Raw genomic sequence first — 14,999 nt, forward strand, 5'->3', positions numbered from 1 at the left:
ATTGTCGCACCCGCCTCTGTGGGCAGCCTGCGAACTACCCCCGTTTTCCCTGAGATTGAGAACCCTCCCATGCCATCTTTTGACACTGTCTGTGAAGCCAACCTGGTTGAAGTAAAAAACGCGGTGGAAAACACCGTCAAGGAAATCACTACCCGCTTTGATTTCAAGGGCACTTCCGCCAGCATTGAAATCAAGGACAAAGAGATCACGATGGTGGGCGATGCCGAGTTCCAGCTCACCCAGATCGAAGACGTGCTGCGCAACAAGCTCACTAAACGCAATGTGGACGTGCGCTTTCTGGACATGGGCGATGTGCAGAAAATGGGTGGCGACAAGGTCAAGCAGGTCATCAAGGTGCGCAACGGCATTGAGAGCGAGCTGGCCAAGAAGATCCAGAAGCTCATGAAGGAAAGCAAGCTCAAGGTGCAGGCTGCCATTCAAGAAGACAAAGTGCGCATTACCGGCGCCAAGCGTGACGACCTGCAGGCAGCCATGGCGCTCATCCGCAAGGATGTGACGGACGTACCTTTGTCGTTCGACAACTTCCGCGACTGATCATGACGCCCCCCCTGAGTCGCCGCGCGCAGTCCCTTGCTTGGCGTCCCTCGCCTGGTCCGCGCCAGTTGCGAATCACGGGGGAGGCGCACCGCGCCGTCAAGCCATGACAATTCACTCTTTTGCGCTGGTCGCCCTGGTTTTTCTGTGTTTGGGTCCCTCGTGGGCGCATGCCCAGGCCGTGGCACTGGCGGGCATGCTGGGCAGCAAGGCCTTGCTGGTAGTGGACGCCAACCCGCCCAAGGCGGTGGGGGCTGGTGACGAGTTCCAGGGCGTCAAGGTCCTTGCTGTCACCAAGGAAGAAGCCACCATCGAAATCAACGGCGCACGGCGCACCTTGCGTCTGGGCGAAGCGCCCGTGAGCGTGGGCGCGCGGGGCGGCAGTGGCAAACGCGTTGTGCTGATGGCCGACAGCCGTGGGCATTTTGTGAACAGCGGCACCATCAATGGCCGGGTGATGCAATACATGGTGGACACCGGGGCGTCCACCATCGCCATCGGCCGCACCGATGCCGACCGCATGGGATTGAACTACCAGGGTGCGGAGCCCGTGCGCATGAACACCGCCAACGGCGTGGCGCAGGGATGGCGCATCAAGCTGGACTCGGTGCGGCTGGGCGATGTGGAGGTGCTGGGGGTCGAGGCCATCATCACGCCCCAGCCCATGCCCTATGTGCTGCTGGGCAACAGCTTCCTGACGCAGTTTCAGATGACCCGCATCAACGACCAGATGGTGCTGGAAAAGCGCAACTGACAGCCTACAAAGCCGCCATGTCCGCCAACCCCAGTTCCAGCAACCAACGCACCGAAGGCGAGTACGAAGACCTGCTCAGCCTGTGGTCCGACCTGGAGTCGGCTCTGTCAGTGCTATTGTCGCGCCCGCTACAAGTGCAGGATTTCTCGGCCAAGGTGCGGCAGTTTGATGGCTGGCTGCAAGACCTTGTTGCGCACGATATTGACGCGGCGCTATACCTGATGTTTCAGCTCGCATCCACGTCCACCGTGGGCTACAGCGCATCGCACGCGCTGGTGTGTGGCACCCTGTGCCACATCATGGCCATCGAGCTGAAGCTGCCCCAGCGTGAGCGCGACAGCCTGGTGCGCGCGGCCCTCACCATGAACATTGGCATGACTGGCTTGCAGGATGAGCTCGCAGAGCAGCGGGAACGCCCCACCGCAACCCAGCAGGAGGCCATCCGAAGCCACCCCGAAGAAAGCGTCGTCCTGCTGCAGCGTTTGTTCATTTCCGATGAGCTATGGCTGGATGTGGTGGGACAACACCATGCCACGGTGGCTGACCGCGTGAAGCTGTCCGACCAGGACCCCGAAGACCGCCTCACCCGCATTCTGAGCACCATCGACCGCTACGCAGCCATGATCAGTCCGCGCAAGTCCCGTGCGGGCCGCAGCGCCACCGATTCGGTGCGCGCCATCGTGGGTCAGGAGGTGGACCAGCGCGACGAGGTGAGCTACACGCTGGTGCGATCCATCGGCCTATGCCCGCCAGGCACGTTTGTCAAACTGGACAACGGCGAAACCGCCATCGTTCTGCGCCGCAGCGACAAGGCCAACCACCCTCTGGTGGCCAGCCTGCTGGACCAGGCCGGCACACACCGCACGCAACCCAACCTGTACCAGACTGCCAGCGGAAAGCCCCGTATTCAGTCAGCCCTGGCGCGCTCGGCGGTAAGCCTGGAGCTCAATCACCGCACCATGGTGCGCCTGGGTTTGTATGCCGCCCAGCACAGCGCCGGGCTGCGGGGGCTGATTACCGGGCCGGGCTCGCTCTGACGCTGAGCATTAAGAGCGGCTAACAAAACTCAGCGAAGCGGTTCTGGCTAGGCGCTACATCGCAGGCAGTATGGGCAGTACGACAAGACGCGGCAACGACGCCAGAAGAGTTTTGTTAGCTGCTCTAAAACGTTGCGGGCCGGTGCGGCAACGCTGCGGATCGTGCAACGCCCATCCGCTCAAACCGCCACCCGTTTATTTATGCGCCTTGCTGGTAGCCGCTTCAGCACCCGGCTTAGCCTTCTTGCTGCCCAGGCGAGACTCCTTGCCTTGTATCAGACGCTGGATGTTTTCCTTGTGGCGCCAGGCCAGGAGCACCGCCATCACCACGATAGATGCCGCGATGGTGCCTTCGGCGTACCACACCACGCCATCGACGAGCAGGTAGTACACCGGTGCGAATGCTGCGGCGGCCAATGAGGCAAGGGACGAGTATCTGAAAAAGAACGCGATGATCAGCCACGTGGCGGCCGTGGCCAGCCCCAGCCACACGCTGATGCCCAGCAGCACGCCCAGTGCGGTGGCTACACCCTTACCGCCCTCAAAGCGGAAGAAAACGGGCCACAGATGCCCCACAAACGCGGCCAGCCCGACCAGGGCCACCGTGCCATCGTCCAGGCCATAGGGCTGACCAAACCACATCACCAGCGCCACGGGCAGCCAGCCCTTGAAGGCATCCAGCAGCAACGTGATGATGGCGGCGGCCTTGGAGCCGGAACGTAGCACGTTGGTGGCCCCGGGGTTTTTGCTGCCGTAGGTGCGCGGATCGTTCAGACCCATGACACGCGTCACGATGACGGCGAACGACAGCGAGCCCAGGAGGTAGGCGGCAATGGTTGCCAAGGCGGAATAAGCAAAGGACACGAGCAACTTCCTCGAAGACTGGACGGGGTGGACGGGCGGGCGACTGCAACGGCAAGAGACCGCCTATGCGCGCTGGCAACGTTACATTCTGCCACCCCCGAGCGCTATGGCCGCCATGCAGCCGCACTGGCGATTCACGCTACGGCAGCACTTCCTTCCGGCAGGGAAGTGGCCAAGGCGCTATCCGTATCGGCCGTCGCGTTTTCAACGCGGTTGCGCCCCCCGGCCTTGCCACGGTAGAGGGCGGCATCGGCCTGCTGCAGGGCGATATCGAGCCCCTCTGCGGTGCTGAAAGGGAGTGATACGCCGATGGTGACGGTGCAGCGAAGCGGGTCCAGGGCGCCGTCGCGCGGCACGGCGTGGTTTTCGATGGCTACACGCAGCCGCTCGGCCACCCCCCATGCACCCTGGGTATCGGCATCGAAGAGAACTACCACGAATTCTTCCCCGCCCGCACGGCAGGCGAGGTCTCCCTGACGCAAAGCGCCACGAACCATATCGGCCACAGCGCGCAGCGCCGCATCGCCGGCCTTGTGACCATGGGCGTCATTGATGCGTTTGAAGTGATCGATGTCCAGCATCAGCAGATGTGCGGGTCCGGCCGTGCGTGAGCGGAAATGGGCTTCCAGTCCATCGACCAGGCCACGCCGGTTCAGCAATTGGGTCAAGGGATCGTGGGCCGCAGTGGCGCGCAGTTCGTCCGTCAGCCGACGCAGTATCAGCCAGATGATCGACGGCGCCATCACGGTCCCCAAAAAGGACATGTAGATGTAGAACGCCATCTGGAAACCGCGGTCCATGTCCAGCGCCGGCAACCCACCCGCCAGCAAATTCAGGAATTTGACCGTGTTGAACACACACAGCCCGCCGATCACCAGCGCAAACAGCGTCATTTCAACGCGCAGGTCTTTGGCAAAGGTCTTCACGCCGTACCCCACGGTGACCGCCATGGCCAAAAAGGCGAGCGCCGACATCCCGGACAGCAAGGCGTAGCGTGCCGCAGTCCCCCCAAACCACTGCACCACCAACTGCAACATGGTGTAGGCCAGCGCCAATCCGAACAGCGGCCGCCACAGCGAAACAGGGCGGCCGAAAAACCGTATACCCCCCACCCAATACGCTGCGGGCACGCACAAGGTCAGCGTGTGGTTGACCACACTTGTGAAACTCCAACCTGGCCCCTCCAGCAGTTGCAGCAAGTAGGCCACGCCCAGCAGGAAGCTTCCCGTGGCAAACGCATCCATGCCCATCTTCTTGCTCTGCAAACGCGCACCAATCAGCAGAAACAGACCGCCAAAACACAGCAGTTGAAAACACAGCATGCTGACGATGACAGTTGCAATCATGATTTCGCGCAGGTGAAGGCAGGCACTGGGGTCCAGGGAATGAGTGGGTGATTCATCAAATAGTAAGACAGGCGCCCCGCCCCAAAGGGGAGGCCTCATGGCGATTCACTAGCTTCGACCCGGTGCCTCGTCGTTCAATGCGCAATGCACCGGCCGCGCACCCAGCAGTTGCACGCACACCTGCGGGTCCATCTGCACCAGAAACCCCCGGCGCCCGCCGTTGATAGCGATGCGCGGCAGTGCGAGGATGGTTTCTTCGATGTACACCGGCATGGCGCGCCGCGTGCCAAACGGCGACGTGCCGCCCACCAGATAGCCGCTGTGGCGGTTGGCCACCTCGGGCGCACAAGGCTCTACCGACTTGGCGCCAATCTGGCGCGCGAGGTTCTTGGTGGAGACCTTGCGGTTGCCGTGCATCAGCACCAGCAACGGCTTGGCGTCCTGGTCCTGCATGACCAGCGTCTTGACCACGGTATACGGGTCCAGCCCCAGCACCTCGGCGCTGTGCATTGCGCCGCCGTGCTCCAGGTATTCGTACGGGTGCTCGGTGAAGGAGACCTTGTTCGCTTTGAGCAATTGGGTGGCTTGGGTCTCGGAGACGTGATCTTTCTTGGCCATGGCGTGATCTGGGTAGGCTGCGAATGGTATCCATTTGTGAGCGTCATTCATTTGCAAGGCAACTCAAGAGGTGGACTTGCCTCCAAGTCAAAGCACCACAGCCGCAGGTCCACCAGTTGCCTTGCGCCGCCCCACCTTGCGTTTGCCATATTGCTCAATGGCGGACACCAGCGCCTGCGTGAACTGCCGCACTAGCGCCGAAGGCTCTCGCCCTTCCACCGCCAGTACCTGGAGCCGACGCTGCTGCAACTGAACCTCTTCAAAAGGTCGCGCCGCCAGCAGGCCCGCCTCGACCCATCGCGCGGCTGTCAAGTAGCTAGCCAGCGCCACATCCTGCCCACTCAAAAGAGGCAGCAGAGCCGACGAGAAATTGCTTTCCACCGCAGGCACATAGCGCAGGCCCTGCACGGCACAACTCAGGTCAAACAGCTGCCGCCCCGTGATGCCGCTGGCACCGATCAGCAACGGGTAGCGCACCACATCAGCCACACTTACGCTGCGCTGGCGGGCCAGCGGGTGCTGGGCGGGCATGATGGCGTAGATCGGTGCAATGGCGGAATGCAATACCTGCAAGCCTTTCTCAGGCGCCACGCTGTACTTCAGCGCCAGATCCACCTCACCGCGAGCCACCAGCGCCGACACCTCCTGCGGCAAAGCCACTTGCAATTGCAGCCGCACTTGGGGGGCCACCTGCCGAAAGCTGGACATCACCAGCGGCATGAAGCTGGCGGCAAAACCTTCGGTGCAGGCTACACGCACACGCAGAGCCTCCTGGGCCGAGAGGCCGTGCAGTTGCTCGACCAGCTCCAGAGCCTGCGCATCGTGCGCGCTGGCGTGGGCCATCAGCCGGGCGCCCGCCTCGGTCAGTGCCATGCCACGAGCCTGGCGTTCAAACAGCACCACCCCCAGGCTGTCCTCCAGCTTGCCCAGTTGGCGGCTGACAGCCGATGCAGCCACATGCAGGCGCTGTGCCGCCTGGTTGACGGAGCCCGTGCGCGCCACCTCCAAAAAGTAACGCAGGGGCAGGCTGAGCAGTGAAACGTTCATACTTAGGCTTTAAACAAAAAAGCAATGGTCAGTTGCGAAATATCTATTCAGAGCAATGGTAAACCGGCTTCCATCTTGCATGTTTAAGGGCTCCAATTCACCCATGGCTGTGTGTGACTGCGGCGCCGTCTATGCGACGCGCCTATCAACGCAGGCCTCAACTTCTGGAGTCCGCATGAAACGCCTTGTTCGAGCCTCTTTGCTGTCCGTTGCCCTGGCCACACTCGCCAGCACGGTCAGCGTCTCCCACGCACAGACGGCGGCGCCTACCGGTACCTGGCCGCAGCGCACGGTACGTATCGTGGTGCCCTTCCCGCCCGGCGGTGGCACCGACGCCGTGGCCCGCGCGCTGGGGCAGAACCTGTCAGCACGCCTGGGCAAACCGGTGGTGGTCGACAACAAACCTGGCGCCTCCACCATCATCGGCACCGACAGCGTGGTCAAGGCCGAGCCCGACGGGTACACCCTGCTGGTGTCGGGCTCCACCAGCTATACCGTCAACGCAGCGCTGCGACCCAAGCTGCCTTACGACCCGCTCAAGGACCTTGCACCTGTGGCTATCGTCGCCCGCGCACCTCTGGTGATTGTGGTCAGCGCCAGCTCGCCCTACAGGGACCTCGCCGCACTGCTGGCGGCAGCCAAGGCTGCGCCCAAGACCATCAACTACGCCACGTTCGGTTCCGGTTCTGCACCGCACCTCGTTGGCGCGTTGCTGGAACAGGCCGCTGGCGTGCGCCTGCAGGACGTGCCCTACCGAGGCAGCGCACAGGCCATGATGGGCCTCATGGGCGGCGAGATCCAGATGGCCATCGACACCGTAGCCAGCGCCGCACCCCATGTGCGATCGGGCAAGCTGCGCGCACTGGCCATTGCGGGCAACGAGCGCGCCCGCGCCCTGCCGGCAGTGCCTACCGTGCAAGAGCTGAAGCTGCCGGACGCCGCCTTTGACGGCTGGTACGCCGTGGCAGCCCCTGCGCGTACGCCCGAACCCGTCGTCGACAAGCTGATGAAAGAAGTGGAGGCCGCCATGCGCGATGTCGCCCTGCAAGACCAAATCCGCGCCCAGGGCATGGAGCCGGTGTTCGTGGGCCCCAAAGCCATGCACGCCGCCATGGAAGACGAGATCGGCCGCTACCGCGCGCTGGCCCACCGCGCGCAGATCGTGGTGGAGTGACCCGAACAAGGAGAACACGATGAACCGAGAACAACTGATCCAGAAAGTCCAACACTACTTCGACGACGGCCGCTTTGCGACTGACTTGCGCCGCCGCGTGGCCTGGCGCACCGAAAGCGACACCGGGCAAGTGCCCCCCACGCTACGCACCTACCTGACCGACGAAATCGTGCCGTGGCTGGAGCCTTTGGGTTTCAACTGCCAGGTGCTCGACAACCCCGATCCCAAAGGTGGCCCCCTGCTGCTGGCCCGTCGGGTGGAGGACCCCGCCTTGCCCACCGTGATGACCTATGGCCATGGCGACGTGGTCAACGGCCAGGACAGCCAATGGCGCGAAGGCCTGTCGCCCTGGGAGCTGACCATCGAAGGCGACCGCTGGTATGGGCGTGGCACGGCCGACAACAAGGGCCAACACACCATCAGCCTCTCTGCGCTGGCGCACACGCTGGAGGCCCGCCAGGGCTCCCTGGGCTACAACGTGACGCTGCTGATGGAGATGGGCGAAGAGGCCGGTTCGCCCGGCCTGGCCGCCTTCTGCGAACAGCACCGCGATGCGCTCAAAGCCGACCTGTTTTTGGCCAGCGATGGCCCCCGCGTGAACGCGGCGCGCCCCACCCTGTTTCTGGGTTCGCGCGGTGCCATCAACTTCTCGCTCGCGGTGCGCAGCCGGGACAAGGCCTACCACTCGGGCAACTGGGGAGGTGTGCTGGCCAACCCCGCCACCGTGCTCACGCACGCGCTGGCCACGCTGGTGGACGCCAAGGGTCGCATTCTGGTCAAAGGCCTGCTGCCGCCTGCTGTGCCCGACAAGCTGCGCACTGCACTGAAAGATGTGGCGATTGGCACGGGCGCCGATGACCCCGCGCTCACGCCTGGCTGGGGAGAGCCTGGCCTTACACCCGCCGAACAACTGGTGGGCTGGAACACGCTGGAGGTACTTGCGCTGGGCGCGGGCAATGCGCAGCGCCCCATCAATGCCATCCCGTCCCAGGCGGTGGCCCATTGCCAGCTGCGTTTTGTCGTGGGTACCGACTGGAAGAACGTGCAAACCACCTTGCGCGAGCACCTCGACGCGCACGGCTTCAGCCAGGTGGAGATCACCATGGGCATGGTGTGCGGCGCCACGCGGCTGGACCTGCACAACCCCTGGGTGGACTGGACGCTGGCGTCGCTGCAAGCCAGCGCGGGGCAGCCTGCCACCTTGCTGCCCAACCTGGCGGGCTCTCTGCCCAACGACATCTTTGCGGACCAACTGGGCCTTCCCACGCTGTGGGTGCCGCACTCGTACCCGGCGTGCGCGCAGCATGCGCCCAATGAGCATTTGCTGGCGCCCGTAGCGCGAGAAGGCCTGGCCGTGATGGCGGGGCTGTTCTGGGACCTAGGTGAGGCGCAGGGCACACCGTGGAAAGAAGGACGCATCGCCGCCGCTGCATAAACACCAGCCGTTCTGACCGACATAAAAAAGGGGCCTTTCAGCCCCTTTTTTTGATCGATCCACAGCGCTCAGAGTGCCGGGTCACGCAGTTCCCAGCGGATCGCGTCGATTTCCTTCAGCACCTCGGGCGTCAGCGTGGTGCCCCATGCGTTCAGGTCTTCGTCCAGCTGCGCCACTGACGTCACGCCGATGATCGTGCTGGCCACCTGCCACTTGGTGTAGCAGAACGCCAGCGCCATTTGCGTAGGCGTCATGCCATTGGCACGAGCCAGGGCGTTGTAGCGGCGCGAAGCCGTGAGCGCCTCGGGGCGGCCCCAGCGCTGCTTGCGCACGGATTCATACGTTGCAATGCGCGCGCCCTGTGGCGCCGATGGGCCAGTGATACCGCTGTCGTCGTACTTGCCCGTCAGCAAACCAAAACCCAGCGGTGAGTAGGCGAGCAGCGACACGTTCAGGCGGTGGCAGGTTTCGTCCAGCCCGTTTTCCCAGGTGCGGTTGATCAGGCAGTACGGGTTTTGCACCGTAGCCACGCGCGGCAGGCCGTGCTGCTCGGCCAGGCGCACGAATTCGTGCACGCCATAGGGCGTCTCGTTCGACAAACCGATGTACCGCACCTTGCCCGCCTTCACCAGTCCGGCCAACGCTTCGAGCTGCTCCTGGATGGGCGTTGCCGAGGTCTCTTTGGAAGGGTCGTAGTACAGGTTTCCGAAGGCGGGAACATGGCGCTCGGGCCAGTGGATCTGGTACAGGTCGATCACATCGGTCTGCAGGCGGCGCAGGCTGGCCTCGCACGAGGCCACGATGTCGGCCGGGGTCGTGCCCTTGCCGTCACGCACCCAGGGCATGCCACGCGATGGCCCCGCCACCTTGGTGGCCACCACCAGCTTCTGGCGTGCGCCGGGGTTCTTGGCAAACCAGTTACCGATGATGGTCTCGGTGGCGCCAAAGGTCTCGGCCTTGGCAGGCACCGAATACATCTCGGCGGTGTCGATGAAGTTCACGCCGCGGTCCAGCGAGTGGCTCAGGATGGCGTGCGAATCGGCTTCATTGACCTGCTCGCCGAAGGTCATGGTGCCCAGGCAGATGGGGGTGACAAGCAGGTCGCTCTGACCCAAGGGAACTTTGTTCATGCGGTAAAGACTCCAGTAGACAAAGAAAGAAACGCGGCAAAGCGCAAGGATGAAGTTCGGCTGCCGGGCAGGTGTGCGGAGCGTCGGGCGAGAATGTTACAAGCGAACCCGCGATGAGGTGCGCGAGGGGAAATCGGCCGACCGAAGCCACAGCGCCAACACCAGCGCAGTGCCCAGCGCCAGCGAGGTGACGGGCCCACACCAGCATCACGGCCAAATACAAAGCCAAAATGGCCTCTAGCGCTTATTGGAAAAGCGCTAGCAGCTATATATTGAATAGCAAATCAAGGCCATCCACTGGTCCCGCACCGAACAACGCGGCACACCCCAGTGCCTTCACCTTCACACCGTGAGGTAGCGTGCCCACAGACTGCGGTCAGCGTTCAGCGCGGCAGAGTCGCCCTGCCACACCACGCGCCCGCGCTCCAGGATCACATGGCGGTCGGCCAGGTCCACCAGCCGGTGCACGTATTTGTCCACCACCAAAATGGTCTGCCCGGCGGCCTTGAGCATGGCCAGGCAGCGCCAGATCTCCTCGCGGATCACCGGGGCCAGGCCCTCGGTGGCTTCATCCAGGATGAGCAGGCGCGGGTTGGTCGACAGCGCGCGGCCAATGGCCAGCATCTGCTGCTCGCCACCCGACAGCTGGTGGCCCAGGTTGTTCTGCCGCTCCTTCAGACGAGGGAACAGGCCATAGATGCGGTCGATGTCCCAGGCGTCGCGCAGGCCGTTGCGGTTGTCGGCAAACGCCACCAGGTGCTCGCGCACCGTGAGGTTGGGGAACACGCGCCGCCCCTCGGGCACGATGGCCAGGCCCAGGCGAGCGATGGCGTCGCTTTGCAGGGTGCCGGTGGGCTGGCCCGCAAAACGAATCCCACCGGCCGTGGGCCGCAGCGCGCCCACCAGGGTTTTGATGGTGGTGCTTTTGCCCATGCCATTGCGGCCCAGCAGGGAAACCACCTCGCCTGCGGCAATCTGCAGGTCGATGCCAAACAGCACCTGGCTCACGCCATAGCCCGCCTCGACGGCCTGGCAACTCAACAGCGGCTCGGGCGCGCTCATGCGGTGGTCTCCAGCGTTTCGGTGCCCAAGTACACGGCCTGCACCTCGGGGTGGTTGCGGATTTCATCGGGTGTGCCTGCTGTCAGCACACGGCCATACACCAGCACCGAAATGCGGTCGGCCAGGCGGAACACGGCCTCCATGTCGTGCTCGATGAGCAGCACGGCCATGTCCTTGCGCAGCGCCTCGATGAGCTGCACCATCTGCAGCGATTCGTCCGGCCCCATGCCCGCCATGGGTTCGTCCAGCAGCAGCAGTTTGGGGGCCGCCGCCAGGGCCAGCGCCACGTCCAGCGTACGCTGCGCGCCATGCGGCAATGCACCTGCGGTCTCGTTCAGGCTGTGCTGCAGCCCCACGCGCTCGGCCAGTTGCTCGGCCTTGGCGTACAGGTCACGCGCCTGCACGCGCGGCTGCATGAATCGAAAGCTGGAGCCGCTGTGCGCCTGCACGGCCAGCAGCAGGTTGTCGCGCACGGTCTGCGCAGCAAAGATGCGCGTGACCTGAAAGCAGCGCGACAGGCCATGCGCAACGCGGCGGTGCATGGGCAGCGCCGTGATGTCCACGCCATCCAGCACCACACGGCCCGCATCGGGCTGCAGCAGGCCCGATATCTGGTTGACCAGCGTGGTCTTGCCCGCGCCGTTGGGGCCAATCAGCGCGTGGATCTCGCCGCGCTCGACCGACAGGCTGACGTGGTCGGTGGCCAGCAGGCCACCAAAACGCTTGACCAGGCCCTCGACCTGAAAAAGGCTCATCGGTCGCTCCTTGCTCGCAGGTCGGCCAGCGCGGCCAGGCCCTTGGGCGCATACAGCGCCGTGGCAATCAGCAGCGCGCCCAGCGGCATGTGCCAGTAGTCGGTGTGGAGCTTGAGCACTTCCTCCAGCGCCAGCCACACGGCGGCGCCCAGCGGCCCGCCCCAGCGGCGCCCCAGGCCGCCGATGACCACCATCACGATGAGTGTGGCCGACTGCGTCCAGTGCATCATCGACGGGCTGACAAAGCTGTTGCCCGTGGCCAGCAACGCACCGGCCAGGCCTGCCACCGCACCGGCCAGCACAAACGCCGTAAGCTGCAGCAGGTACACCGGGTAGCCCAGTGCGCGCATGCGGATCTCGTTGTCGCGAATGCCCGCCAGCGCGGCACCAAAGCGCGACGCAGTGGCACGGTCCAGCCACCACAGCACCACGGCCACCAAGGCCAGCACCACCCAGTACAGTGTGGATTCATCGGCACTGCTGAGCCCCAGGCCCAGCAATGGCCGCATGGGCAGGCTGTACCCGTCGTCGCCCCCGTAGCTGCGCAGCGACACAAACACGAAGTACAGCATCTGCGCAAAGGCCAGCGTGATCATGATGAAGTACACGCCCTTGGTGCGCAGCGACACCGCGCCAATCACCACCGCAGCCAGCGCCGCCAGCGCCATGGCAGCGCCCCACACCGCCCAGGCAGACGTCACACCGGCATCGGTCAGCATGACGACCGCGTAGGCCCCCACGCCCACAAACCCCGCATGCCCCAGCGCCACCATGCCACCCAACCCCATGATGAAGTTGAGGCTGGCGGCCGCCAGCGCAAACACCAGCACACGGCGCACAAAACCAATGTAAAAGTCCAACCCCAGCGCTGATGCAATGGGCGGAAACACGGCCAGCGCCAACAAGACGATGAGCGGAACCACAGCCCCCATCCAGCGTGCTGATTGGGCACCGCGCACCACAGAGGCGATGGACAGAGAAGGTGAACTTGAAGCGACCGACATCCGTCAGGCCCTCGCAGAAAAGAGCCCGGCGGGGCGGAAGGTCAGCACGGCAGCCATCAGGGCGTACATGGCCACCTCGGCAAACAGAGGCCCCAGGTCCGCCGCCAGCGCGGGCGGCAGCGTGGCACGCAGCAGCAGCGGCAAGAACGCGCGGCCAATGGTGTCCACCAGGCCCACCAGCAAGGCCGCCACAAACGCGCCACGCACCGAACCAATGCCCCCAATGACGATGACCACCAGCGCGGGGATCAGGATGGATTCACCCATGCCTACCTGCACAGCCATGATGGGGCCCATCAGCGCGCCCGCCAGCGCAGCGAGTGCAGCGCCCAGCAGAAAGATGCCGCTGAACACGCGCTTGACGCGAACGCCCATCAGCTCGGCCATGGCCCGGTCAGACGCGCCCGCGCGCACCAGCATGCCCACACGGCTGTGGTTGACCAGCAGGTACAACAGCCCCGCCACCAGCACTCCGGCAGCCAGAATGACCAGCCGGTACGACGGGTAGGGCAGGCCTGCAAAAAGCTCCACCGGACCGGCCAGAGCAGCGGGCGTGGGCGCCATCACCGGTGATGGACCCCACACCATCTTGACGGCATCGTCGGCCACCAGGATCACGCCAAACGTGGCCAGCACCTGTGCCAGGTGGTCGCGCCCGTACAGGCGGCGCATCAGCGTGGCCTCCAGCAGCACGGCCACCAGCATGGTGGCCAGCACGGCGACCAGCACCGCGCCCGCAAACGAACCGCTTTGCACATGCACCGTGGCCGCCACGTACGCACCCACCATGAACAGCGAGCCGTGCGAAAGGTTCATCACATCCATGATGCCGAACACCAGCGTGAGGCCCGCAGCGATGAGAAACAGCATGAGCCCATAGCCCGCGCCATTGAGCAGTTGCTCGAAGACCAGTATCGGATTCATGGAGAGGGGCCTGCGCGCGTTAGCTGCCTGCGATCACTTCAACGGACATTGGCTGGCATAGGCATCGCCATAGTTTTCCAGCACCGTCTTGAGCGTCTTGTTCGTCACGCGGCCTTCGGCGTTCTTGCCGATGGTGCGCAGGTAGAAGTTCTGCACCGGGTAGTGGTTGTTGGCATAGCGGAAGCTGCCGCGCACCGGCGCGTATTGCGCCTTGGCCAGGGCCTTGGTCAACGCCTCCTTGTCGCTGACCTTGCCGCCCACGGCTTTCACTGCAGCATCCATGGCTGCAATCACGTCGTAGGCTTGCGCCGCATACAGCGAGGGGTAGCGCCCCCCGTATTCCTTGCGAAACGCGGCCACAAACGCCTTGTTGGCCGCGTTGTCCAGGTCATGCGCCCAGTGCGTGGTGTTGAACAGGCCCAGCATGGGTTCGCCCACGGCACCGATGATGTCCTCGTCGGCCGAGAAGCCGCTGGTGACCAGCGTGATGTCCTTGGACAGGCCCGCGCCCACAAACTGCTTGATGAAGTTGATACCCATGGCACCGGGCAAGAAGAAGTACAGCGCATCGGGCTTGGCCGCACGCAGTTGCGCCAGTTCGGTGGCGTAGTCCAGCTGGCCGACCTTGGTGTATATCTCGTCGGCCACCACGCCCTTGTATTTGCGCTTGAAGCCGGTGATGCTGTCCTTGCCTGCGGGGTAGTTGGGCGCCAGCACCACCATGCGGCCAAACTTCTGGTCGGCCGCAAACTGGCCTGCAGCCTCGTGGAACTGGTCGTTCTGGTAGGCCGTGCCAAAAAAGTACGCATTGCACCCCGCCCCGGCCAGTTGGCTGGGGCCTGCGTTGTTCGACAGGTAGGGCACCTTGGCGGCAAACAGCGAGGGCGCCACCGCCAAAGCCACGTTGGATGCGATGGGGCCGGTGAACAGGTCGATCTTCTCGCGCTGCACAAAGCGGTCCACCAGCTGCTTGGCCTGGTCGGGGCTTCCCGCCATGTCGGTCTGCACAAATTCGACCGGCTGGCCACCCAGCTTGCCACCCAGTTGTTTGATTGCCAGTGCAAAACCATCACGCGCCTCGGCGCCTGGGCCCGCGAACGGGCCCGAGATGTCGAGCGCAATGCCCACCTTGATAGGCCCCGACTGCGCGATGGCAGACAGGGAAGTGCAGGCTGCAAAGGCGGCCAGAGCCGTCACGCGTGCAAGAGCTTGCACACGAAAGGAAGCGCGAAATGTGAGAGCCATCTTCAGTCCTTGTCTAACAACGTTCAAGAGAAAAATCAGTGTCTGCCGC

At 64.1% G+C, this 14,999-nt stretch carries 15 protein-coding genes; 5 read left to right on the forward strand and 10 right to left on the reverse strand.

Features of this window, described 5'->3' with window-relative positions:
* Window positions 1-69 precede the first annotated feature (69 nt).
* The 3 genes from ACK4OE_RS13970 (at window position 70) to ACK4OE_RS13980 (ending at window position 2,346) form a co-directional block, all read left to right on the forward strand.
* On the forward strand, window positions 70-555 hold the full coding sequence (locus ACK4OE_RS13970; RefSeq protein ID WP_409885412.1) for a YajQ family cyclic di-GMP-binding protein: 486 nt from the start codon (window positions 70-72) through the stop codon (window positions 553-555).
* A 106-nt stretch (window positions 556-661) separates the two neighbouring features.
* The gene (locus ACK4OE_RS13975; protein WP_409885413.1) at window positions 662-1,309 is read left to right on the forward strand and encodes a TIGR02281 family clan AA aspartic protease; all 648 of its coding nucleotides are present in this window, start codon (window positions 662-664) and stop codon (window positions 1,307-1,309) included.
* A 17-nt stretch (window positions 1,310-1,326) separates the two neighbouring features.
* The gene (locus ACK4OE_RS13980; protein WP_409885414.1) at window positions 1,327-2,346 is read left to right on the forward strand and encodes an HD-GYP domain-containing protein; all 1,020 of its coding nucleotides are present in this window, start codon (window positions 1,327-1,329) and stop codon (window positions 2,344-2,346) included.
* Between the two features lie 195 nt (window positions 2,347-2,541).
* On the opposite strand, the gene plsY is transcribed toward ACK4OE_RS13980, so the two are convergent.
* The 4 genes from plsY to ACK4OE_RS14000 all read right to left on the reverse strand — a co-directional run bounded on the left by plsY (window position 2,542) and on the right by ACK4OE_RS14000 (window position 6,221).
* Window positions 2,542-3,210 carry a glycerol-3-phosphate 1-O-acyltransferase PlsY gene (gene plsY, locus ACK4OE_RS13985; protein ID WP_409885415.1) on the reverse strand — a complete coding sequence of 223 codons (669 nt, stop codon included), beginning with the start codon at window positions 3,208-3,210 and terminating at the stop codon, window positions 2,542-2,544.
* Between the two features lie 134 nt (window positions 3,211-3,344).
* Window positions 3,345-4,556 (reverse strand): GGDEF domain-containing protein, encoded by a 1,212-nt coding sequence (locus ACK4OE_RS13990; protein ID WP_409885416.1) that lies wholly within the window; start codon window positions 4,554-4,556, stop codon window positions 3,345-3,347.
* 108 nt (window positions 4,557-4,664) lie between these two features.
* Window positions 4,665-5,174: an aminoacyl-tRNA deacylase gene (locus ACK4OE_RS13995; RefSeq protein ID WP_409885417.1), complete on the reverse strand. Its 510-nt coding sequence runs from the start codon at window positions 5,172-5,174 to the stop codon at window positions 4,665-4,667.
* 87 nt (window positions 5,175-5,261) lie between these two features.
* Window positions 5,262-6,221 carry a LysR family transcriptional regulator gene (locus ACK4OE_RS14000; RefSeq protein WP_409885418.1) on the reverse strand — a complete coding sequence of 320 codons (960 nt, stop codon included), beginning with the start codon at window positions 6,219-6,221 and terminating at the stop codon, window positions 5,262-5,264.
* 175 nt (window positions 6,222-6,396) lie between these two features.
* On the opposite strand from ACK4OE_RS14000, the gene ACK4OE_RS14005 reads away from it, so the two are divergent.
* Together ACK4OE_RS14005 and ACK4OE_RS14010 are read left to right on the forward strand one after the other, a co-directional pair.
* Window positions 6,397-7,395, forward strand: a complete 999-nt coding sequence (locus ACK4OE_RS14005; protein WP_409885419.1) for a Bug family tripartite tricarboxylate transporter substrate binding protein — start codon at window positions 6,397-6,399, stop codon at window positions 7,393-7,395.
* Window positions 7,396-7,414: 19 nt separating this feature from the next.
* Window positions 7,415-8,830, forward strand: a complete 1,416-nt coding sequence (locus tag ACK4OE_RS14010; RefSeq protein WP_409885420.1) for a M20 family metallopeptidase — start codon at window positions 7,415-7,417, stop codon at window positions 8,828-8,830.
* 68 nt (window positions 8,831-8,898) lie between these two features.
* On the opposite strand, the gene ACK4OE_RS14015 is transcribed toward ACK4OE_RS14010, so the two are convergent.
* The 6 genes from ACK4OE_RS14015 to ACK4OE_RS14040 all read right to left on the reverse strand — a co-directional run bounded on the left by ACK4OE_RS14015 (window position 8,899) and on the right by ACK4OE_RS14040 (window position 14,950).
* Window positions 8,899-9,960: an aldo/keto reductase gene (locus tag ACK4OE_RS14015; protein ID WP_409885421.1), complete on the reverse strand. Its 1,062-nt coding sequence runs from the start codon at window positions 9,958-9,960 to the stop codon at window positions 8,899-8,901.
* A 342-nt stretch (window positions 9,961-10,302) separates the two neighbouring features.
* A complete protein-coding gene (locus ACK4OE_RS14020) occupies window positions 10,303-11,022 on the reverse strand; it encodes an ABC transporter ATP-binding protein (RefSeq protein ID WP_409885422.1) in 720 nt (239 codons plus the stop codon).
* Window positions 11,019-11,777, reverse strand: a complete 759-nt coding sequence (locus tag ACK4OE_RS14025) for an ABC transporter ATP-binding protein (RefSeq protein ID WP_409885423.1) — start codon at window positions 11,775-11,777, stop codon at window positions 11,019-11,021. The genes ACK4OE_RS14020 and ACK4OE_RS14025 overlap by 4 nt, the downstream gene beginning before the upstream one ends.
* Window positions 11,774-12,709, reverse strand: coding sequence for a branched-chain amino acid ABC transporter permease (locus ACK4OE_RS14030; RefSeq protein ID WP_409885441.1), 936 nt, complete (start codon window positions 12,707-12,709; stop codon window positions 11,774-11,776). Before ACK4OE_RS14030 ends, ACK4OE_RS14025 begins: the two co-directional genes overlap by 4 nt.
* Window positions 12,710-12,784: 75 nt before the next feature.
* Window positions 12,785-13,705: a branched-chain amino acid ABC transporter permease gene (locus tag ACK4OE_RS14035; RefSeq protein WP_409885424.1), complete on the reverse strand. Its 921-nt coding sequence runs from the start codon at window positions 13,703-13,705 to the stop codon at window positions 12,785-12,787.
* A 33-nt stretch (window positions 13,706-13,738) separates the two neighbouring features.
* Window positions 13,739-14,950, reverse strand: a complete 1,212-nt coding sequence (locus ACK4OE_RS14040) for an ABC transporter substrate-binding protein (RefSeq protein ID WP_409885425.1) — start codon at window positions 14,948-14,950, stop codon at window positions 13,739-13,741.
* Window positions 14,951-14,999 lie beyond the last annotated feature (49 nt).

This window comes from Acidovorax sp., from assembly GCF_046314175.1.
Lineage (GTDB): Bacteria > Pseudomonadota > Gammaproteobacteria > Burkholderiales > Burkholderiaceae_C > Acidovorax.

What these genes read in the sequence shown, in the direction of transcription:
- ACK4OE_RS13980 (WP_409885414.1), top strand. Translation starts at nt 1,327, where the DNA reads ATGTCCGCCAACCCCAGTTCCAGCAACCAACGCACCGAAGGCGAGTAC.
- ACK4OE_RS14035 (WP_409885424.1), bottom strand. Translation starts at nt 13,705, where the DNA reads ATGAATCCGATACTGGTCTTCGAGCAACTGCTCAATGGCGCGGGCTAT.
- ACK4OE_RS13970 (WP_409885412.1), top strand. Translation starts at nt 70, where the DNA reads ATGCCATCTTTTGACACTGTCTGTGAAGCCAACCTGGTTGAAGTAAAA.
- ACK4OE_RS14010 (WP_409885420.1), top strand. Translation starts at nt 7,415, where the DNA reads ATGAACCGAGAACAACTGATCCAGAAAGTCCAACACTACTTCGACGAC.
- ACK4OE_RS14040 (WP_409885425.1), bottom strand. Translation starts at nt 14,950, where the DNA reads ATGGCTCTCACATTTCGCGCTTCCTTTCGTGTGCAAGCTCTTGCACGC.
- ACK4OE_RS14015 (WP_409885421.1), bottom strand. Translation starts at nt 9,960, where the DNA reads ATGAACAAAGTTCCCTTGGGTCAGAGCGACCTGCTTGTCACCCCCATC.
- ACK4OE_RS14020 (WP_409885422.1), bottom strand. Translation starts at nt 11,022, where the DNA reads ATGAGCGCGCCCGAGCCGCTGTTGAGTTGCCAGGCCGTCGAGGCGGGC.
- ACK4OE_RS13975 (WP_409885413.1), top strand. Translation starts at nt 662, where the DNA reads ATGACAATTCACTCTTTTGCGCTGGTCGCCCTGGTTTTTCTGTGTTTG.
- ACK4OE_RS14005 (WP_409885419.1), top strand. Translation starts at nt 6,397, where the DNA reads ATGAAACGCCTTGTTCGAGCCTCTTTGCTGTCCGTTGCCCTGGCCACA.
- ACK4OE_RS14000 (WP_409885418.1), bottom strand. Translation starts at nt 6,221, where the DNA reads ATGAACGTTTCACTGCTCAGCCTGCCCCTGCGTTACTTTTTGGAGGTG.
- ACK4OE_RS14025 (WP_409885423.1), bottom strand. Translation starts at nt 11,777, where the DNA reads ATGAGCCTTTTTCAGGTCGAGGGCCTGGTCAAGCGTTTTGGTGGCCTG.
- ACK4OE_RS13990 (WP_409885416.1), bottom strand. Translation starts at nt 4,556, where the DNA reads ATGATTGCAACTGTCATCGTCAGCATGCTGTGTTTTCAACTGCTGTGT.
- ACK4OE_RS13995 (WP_409885417.1), bottom strand. Translation starts at nt 5,174, where the DNA reads ATGGCCAAGAAAGATCACGTCTCCGAGACCCAAGCCACCCAATTGCTC.
- ACK4OE_RS14030 (WP_409885441.1), bottom strand. Translation starts at nt 12,709, where the DNA reads ATGGGGGCTGTGGTTCCGCTCATCGTCTTGTTGGCGCTGGCCGTGTTT.